The organism is uncultured Fretibacterium sp. (genome assembly GCF_963544685.1).
Taxonomy (GTDB): Bacteria; Synergistota; Synergistia; order Synergistales; family Aminobacteriaceae; genus CAJPSE01.
In genome coordinates, this window is sequence record NZ_CAUUGJ010000147.1 from 1 (window position 1) to 4662 (window position 4662).

A 4662-nucleotide genomic window follows, 5' to 3' on the forward strand; every position below is an offset into this window, starting at 1 on the left:
AGTAGTTTACCAGCCCTGGTATCACTTCCACGTTACTTATTCTACGAGGAGGTTGTCCCGACAAAGTTTCTGAGTCCGATTTATTTTATTGACACCTGATCTGCTATGGATTATATTTAGCCGAGTTTATCACCGCAAACTGTAAGGAGTGAGTGTCATGAAAGGCAGAAAGTTTGGTGTCGGCGCTCTTCTGGCTGTGTTCCTCCTCGCCCTGCTGGCTCTGGGCGGATGTGGCGGCGGCGGGGACAATACCCTCGCGGGGAAGAATCCCCAGCCGCAACCTCAACCCCAGCCCCAGCCACAGCCACAGCCACAACCTCAACCCCAGCCTCAGCCCCAAACCGGGGGCCTGACGGATTGGAAGGGAGATTGGAAGAGCTGGAGCGTTTTTGTCGATGACGACGCGATGGACCCCGTTTATGCCGAGATCGTCAAGAAGACGAGCGGCTACACGGCCAAGGGCGTCAAGGGGTTCTTCGAGGAGATGTATGAGACCAAATTCGCCTCCCTCAAAGTGGAGGGCAGTACGGTTACCTTCCTGGACGACAAGGGGGTTTCCCTGGGAGCACTGACCTACGAGTCCAAGGGCACCCGGAAGCGAACGGTGAAGATGGGCGGACGGGAGTTCGAGACCACGTGGCATCTGTTCGAGTCTCCTGCCGTAAGCGGTGCGACGCCTCCTCAGGGGAGCGGCTTCGTCCCCGCTAACAAATGCAGGTATCTCGTGCTGGTCCCCGTACACAGCGATGGGGACGGAGGCATTAAACACTGGCATATGCGCTACGGCAGCAAGAGCTTCGAGGCTCTGACGGACAATCCCAGCGATCCCTGGTGGCCGACGTTCAGCTCCCTGGATACCAAGGCTGCCGATATCGCTAAGGATCAACAGGCCGAGGCCGGGGCTCTGGCCGCGATGATGCCCAAGGCCTTCGACGCGTGGAACGGCGAATGGATCTCCGCCGCCGAACTGCATCGCAACCCCTTGATGGCCGAGGCCTACCGGAAGGTCGCCGAGGAAGCGAAGAAGCTGGGCAAGAATTACACGGCCGAGGAGCTCAAAGATTATTACCAGAAGCTTTTCGCCACGCCGTTCGATCGCGTCGTCGTTGCCGACGGAACGGCGATTCAGTTCAAAAAGGCGGACGGCACGGTCCTTGCAGCGCCGACCTATACCAACGATGGTTTTGCCGAGGATGGCTGGGTGGCCTGGATCAATGGCACGGTGGCCGGATACGGGACGGTCGTGGCCACGCATCCGCATGGCGATGGGGCGGCCAAGCATTGGCACATGCTCTACGGGGACGGCAAGACGGCTGAGGAGCTGACGAAGCTCTCGGGCTGGAAGCCGACCTTCTACGATCCGAAGCTGACGACCCCCGAGGCCTATTTGAAGAGTTATGTCGACGGAGCCGCCCGTCAGGCCGCTCGGCTCCCGGAGAAGAAGTAGCCGGGAAGATCTGCGTCCCGATCTTCCGTGATGAAGTGAAACGGAGCGGAGCCCGCAACGGGCCTCGCTCCGTTTCGTTTTTCGGGGACATCGGGGGCATGGAGGAGAAAGCCCGCTGCACGCGCGTGAGCGCTGCGGCCAGGGGCGGACAGCGCCACCTTGACGCAAAGGAAACTTTGTTATAAGCTCAACGAAAGTAAGTTTTTACGAACTTTATCGTGCCGCAAGACGGGATCTGTAAAACGGGATCCGGATTCCGAATGGAAGTGCGTGATGTCCGAACGGAGCGAATGGCTTTCGGGAGGGAGTCCTTGATCCTGTTGAATCGCAGATGGAAGACCGCGTTGTCCGTTCCTTGGGGGCTCAATGGATAATGGGCGGGGGCATGCCCCCGCCTTTCGCTTTTCCGAGCCCCCGGCCGTTTGACGAGGCACGGAATAGTTTACGGCGCTGCCGTAATGGCCGCGGCGGACGACGCGGCGACGACAGGAGTGAGAAACGATGAACGAGGTGCGCACGATGGAGGCTCTTGCCGAACGTTATCCGCTGATCCGATCCATGAGCCGCGGGGAGGAGGTCCTCTGGGTCAATCCCCGCCGGGACGCCTCTCCGTCCCCGGAGATCGCGGACGAAGAGATTGCGGACGCGGCGGCCCGCCTGAAGCGGTTCGCCCCCTGCATCCGAAGGATGTTCCCCGAGACCGCCGGAAGCGGCGGGATCATCGAGTCCCCGCTGCGGGACATTCCCGCCATGATGGAGGCGCTTTCGAGCCGGTCGGGCACGCCCCTCCGGGGCCGCCTGATGCTGAAGTGCGACGGCGAGCTTCCGATCTCGGGCTCCATCAAGGCACGGGGAGGCATTTACGAGGTGCTCCGTTTCGCCGAGAGGGTGGCGCGGGAGAGCGGGATGCTGCACGATGGGGACGACTATGCCGTGTTGGACGAGGAGCGCTTTCGCCGTCTGTTCTCCGGGTATTCGGTCGCGGTCGGCTCCACCGGCAACCTGGGGCTGAGCATCGGGATCATGGGGGCCCGGCTCGGTTTTCGGGTTACGGTGCACATGTCCGCGGACGCCCGCCAGTGGAAGAAGGACCTTCTGCGCCGGAAGGGCGCTCAAGTCGTGGAGTACGCCGGGGACTACCAGAAGGCCGTGGCGGAGGGGCGCCGGCAGGCGGAGTCGGACCCGTCCTGCCATTTCGTCGACGACGAGAACTCCAGGACGTTGTTCCTGGGCTACGCCGTCGCGGCCGCGCGTCTTCGTGATCAGTTGGAGGAGCGCGGGATCGCCGTCGATGCGGATCACCCCCTCTTCGTCTACCTGCCGTGCGGCGTGGGGGGCGGCCCGGGCGGGGTCGCCTATGGACTGAAGCGCCTCTACGGCGAGAGCGCGCACTGCTTCTTCGCCGAGCCGACGGAGGCGCCCTGCATGCTGCTCGGAGTGATGACGGGCCTGCATGACGGCATCTGCGTGCAGGACATCGGGCTGACGGGCAGGACGGTCGCGGACGGCTTGGCGGTGGGGCGTCCCTCGAAGCTGGTGGGGCGGATCGTGGGGCCCATGCTGGATGGGCTCTTCACGGTGTCGGATCCTCGGATGGAGCGCCTGGTTCCGGAGCTCTGGGAGCGGGAACGGATCTTCGTCGAGCCGTCGGCTGCGGCCGGCTTTCCGGGCTGCGTCCTGACGCAGGGGGACGGGGAGTACGCCGCGGGCTTTGGAGAAGAGGCCCTGAAGAACGCGGTCCATATCGTGTGGGCGACCGGCGGCGGCATGGTCCCCGAGGAGGAGCGGCGCCGGTACCTCGCGGTTCGGTGAGCCCCCGGTCCGAGGTTCGCTTTCTCGTAGGGGGCCTTTCGATGCGGCGGGGGGACCGGGGTGCCGAACCCGCAAAACCCCGTCGTGATATAATTTTTTGCGAAATCTTTCGCTTTTTTCGTTCCCGAATGGAAATCCGGGGACGCGTTCTGTGTTTTTCCGAGGGGGTGGCCGGGTGTCGGGGAAATCTTGGAAGCGGCGTATCGTGCTGGTCCGGCATGGTCAGACCGATTGGAACCTGCGTTATTGCTTTCAGGGCCAGACGGACGTTCCCCTGAACGCCGAGGGGTTGGCCCAGGCGGAACGCCTGGCGGAGCGCTTTGCGCAGTGGCCTGCGGAGGTCGTCTACTCCAGCCCCCTGCAGCGGGCGCTGAGTACGGCGCAGGCTCTGGCAAAACCTCGCGGGCTGTGTACCGTGGTGCTGGAGGGCTTGAAGGAGATCAATTTCGGGACCTGGGAGGGACGCTCCATCCTGGGGATGGAGCGGGAGGAGAGGGGTGCGTTCCGGACCTGGATGCACGACCCCTTCTTCAACATGCCGCCCGGTGCCGAGGATTGGGAGTCGATAAGAGATCGGGTGGAGAGGGCCGTCGAAATGATTCTGGCGGAGCCGCACGAGCGGATTGCCGTCGTGACCCACGGCGGCATCATCAGGGCGCTCTTTGCGGTGCTGCTGGGGCTCGATCCGCATACCGTCTGGCGCCTCAGGGTGTTCAACTGTTCCCTGAGCGGGGTGGAGATTGGGCCGGACGGGCCGGCCCTCGTCTTCTCGAACGACGACCTGCATCTGCGTTGGGCGTCTGAGGATGGATGTGGAGATACCGGGGGGCGCCCGCTGCCCTTGTGGTAAAATCGCGGCGCATGCTTGGCCCCTTGTGCTCGAGGGTCCCGTTCGGGGATGAGGGAGAGGGTTTTCGGGCCCGGCCGGGCACGACTATGATTTGGAAAACGAGGCGATCGTCTGCCCATGGAGGAGAGAACATCGGCTTCGCTGAGCCCCGAGAGGGAAAGGGCCCTGTGGGCGCTCTGCCGCTCCGGCGATGCGAATGCCCGCGAGGAATTGATCGTAGCCTACAGGCCCCTTGTCTTCTGGGTCGCGGGACGGATCCATGCGGCTCCTTCCTTGAGACAGGATCTCGTCCAGGAGGGGATGTTGGCCATGATCGAGGCCGTGGACCGGTTCGACCCCGACCGGGACCTGAAGTTCGCCACCTATGCCTGCCACCGGATCCGGGGGCAGATGCTCAATATGCTGGAGCGTTCGGAGCGCCGCGCCCCGATCCCCGTGCCGGACGAGTGGCTCGAGGTCGACCCTGCGCCGGGGGACGAGGACTGGCTGGATGTCGCCGAGATCATCGGCCGCCTGCGGGGACGTGAGGCGGAGGTGGTCTCGGCCCTCTTTT

4 protein-coding genes are annotated in these 4662 nt (G+C 63.6%); all 4 read left to right on the forward strand.

Features of this window, described 5'->3' with window-relative positions:
- The first annotated feature begins 157 nt into the window (after positions 1-157).
- Positions 158-1447, forward strand: coding sequence for a ZinT/AdcA family metal-binding protein (locus ABLA28_RS10520; protein ID WP_347713622.1), 1290 nt, complete (start codon positions 158-160; stop codon positions 1445-1447).
- A 501-nt stretch (positions 1448-1948) separates the two neighbouring features.
- Positions 1949-3259, forward strand: a complete 1311-nt coding sequence (locus ABLA28_RS10525) for a D-serine ammonia-lyase (RefSeq protein WP_347713623.1) — start codon at positions 1949-1951, stop codon at positions 3257-3259.
- Positions 3260-3434: 175 nt separating this feature from the next.
- The gene (locus ABLA28_RS10530) at positions 3435-4109 is read left to right on the forward strand and encodes a histidine phosphatase family protein (RefSeq protein WP_347713624.1); all 675 of its coding nucleotides are present in this window, start codon (positions 3435-3437) and stop codon (positions 4107-4109) included.
- Positions 4110-4226: 117 nt separating this feature from the next.
- On the forward strand, positions 4227-4662 hold a 436-nt coding region (locus ABLA28_RS10535), incomplete at its 3' end, for a sigma-70 family RNA polymerase sigma factor (protein WP_347713625.1).

Coding starts and splice junctions, on each gene's coding strand:
- ABLA28_RS10525 (WP_347713623.1), top strand. CDS start 1,949: ATGAACGAGGTGCGCACGATGGAGGCTCTTGCCGAACGTTATCCGCTG.
- ABLA28_RS10520 (WP_347713622.1), top strand. CDS start 158: ATGAAAGGCAGAAAGTTTGGTGTCGGCGCTCTTCTGGCTGTGTTCCTC.